Raw genomic sequence first — 1,400 nt, 5'->3', positions numbered from 1 at the left:
GCCGCGGCCAGCATGGTCAGCTCGTACTGGTCGGTGAGCAGCGCGGTACTGGTCAGTCCGTCAGCGATCATCACGAGAACCACTCTAAGCACAGTCGGGCAAGGTCTTCAGATCACGCGCCACGCCCGGATGCAGATCGTGTGAGACCGGCCGCACGGCGTGTCGCCTGGGCTGTTGTTTCTACGATGTCAGGTCGTACCCTGGACGTTATGGGTCTGTGTAATCACGACGTTGTTCTGAACGCCGCCGGTCTTGGCGGCGCGACGGTGACACTGTCGGCTCCACAGGCGACACCGGAAGCCATCGAGTACTCCGAGATTCTGGAGGCCGAGGATCGGCCGTGGGTCACCGTCGTTTGGGACGATCCGGTCAACCTCATGCACTACGTGACCTACATCTTCCAGAAGCTCTTCGGCTACAGCAAAGGCAAGGCAACCGAGCTCATGCTGAAGGTGCACAACGAGGGCAAGGCCGTGGTGTCCGCGGGGTCGCGCGACAAGATGGAACACGATGTGCAACGGCTGCACGCCGCCGGGCTGTGGGCCACCATGCAACGTGACAGCTGAACGGGACGACTACGGTTACCCCGTGCGGAAGTGGAGCAGGAAGAACTCCCTGAGCGGGTTGAAACTGCGTTCGGAAATGGACGCCCACGAAGCGGACATCTTGCGTTCGCTGGTCGGGGCGGTGACCGGACTGCTCACCGATCGGGCCCGCTCAGCGCCCGAGGACGATCTGGCCGCTCTCACCGGGCTACAGCTGGGCAACACCACCCCGCCCGACGATCCGCGGCTGGCCCGGCTGCTGCCGGACTTCCATCGCCCCGAACCCGGATCCCCCGACGCCGAGCGCGCCGACCTCAACAGCGCGCTGCGCAGTCTGCACGAGCCGGAGATCATCGAGACCAAGGTGGCCGCCGGGCTGGTCATTCTGGAAACCCTGCCGCCGCAGGGCGGCAAGATCGTGATCAGCCCCGAGCAGGCCGACGCCTGGCTCAGCGCGCTCAACGATGTGCGCCTGGCCTTGGGCACGGCCCTGGAGATCGGTCCCGACACGCCCGACCATTTCGCCGATGACGATCCTCGCGGGCCGAGCCTCGAGGTCTATCACTGGCTCACCTGGATGCAGGACTCGCTGATTCAGGCGCTCGCGCCCTGACGGACCGGAGTTGTCGTGAACAGTGTTGCGGGACCGCGTAATTCGATCACCGACGTGACCGGTGTGCTGGTCGGTCACCATCAGCGGTTGGACCCGGACGCCACCCTCGGGGCGGGCGCGGCCACCGGCTGCACCGTGGTGCGGGTGCCCGGCGGCGCGGTCGCCTCGGTGGACGTGCGCGGCGGTGGTCCCGGCACCCGCGAGACCGACCTGCTGGATCCGGGAAACACTGTGCGGCAGGC

At 66.4% G+C, this 1,400-nt stretch carries 3 protein-coding genes; all 3 read left to right on the top strand.

The genetic code is table 11. The features are described 5' to 3' along the window. Nucleotides 1-209: 209 nt before the first annotated feature. Complete coding sequence (gene clpS, locus ACWELQ_RS45705) at nucleotides 210-566, top strand: ATP-dependent Clp protease adapter ClpS (protein ID WP_452403193.1); 357 nt, start codon at nucleotides 210-212, stop codon at nucleotides 564-566. 22 nt (nucleotides 567-588) lie between these two features. Further along, nucleotides 589-1,158 carry an oxidative stress transcriptional regulator AosR gene (gene aosR, locus ACWELQ_RS45700; protein WP_452403192.1) on the top strand — a complete coding sequence of 190 codons (570 nt, stop codon included), beginning with the start codon at nucleotides 589-591 and terminating at the stop codon, nucleotides 1,156-1,158. Between the two features lie 15 nt (nucleotides 1,159-1,173). Further along, the coding region (locus ACWELQ_RS45695) for a P1 family peptidase (protein ID WP_452403191.1) at nucleotides 1,174-1,400 on the top strand (227 nt) is incomplete at its 3' end.

This window comes from Nocardia sp. NPDC004722, from assembly GCF_053601505.1.
This window is presented reverse-complemented; position numbering and strand designations above follow the sequence as displayed.

Excerpts from the sequence above, each read along its gene's own strand:
- clpS (WP_452403193.1), top strand. The coding sequence starts at position 210 with ATGGGTCTGTGTAATCACGACGTTGTTCTGAACGCCGCCGGTCTTGGC.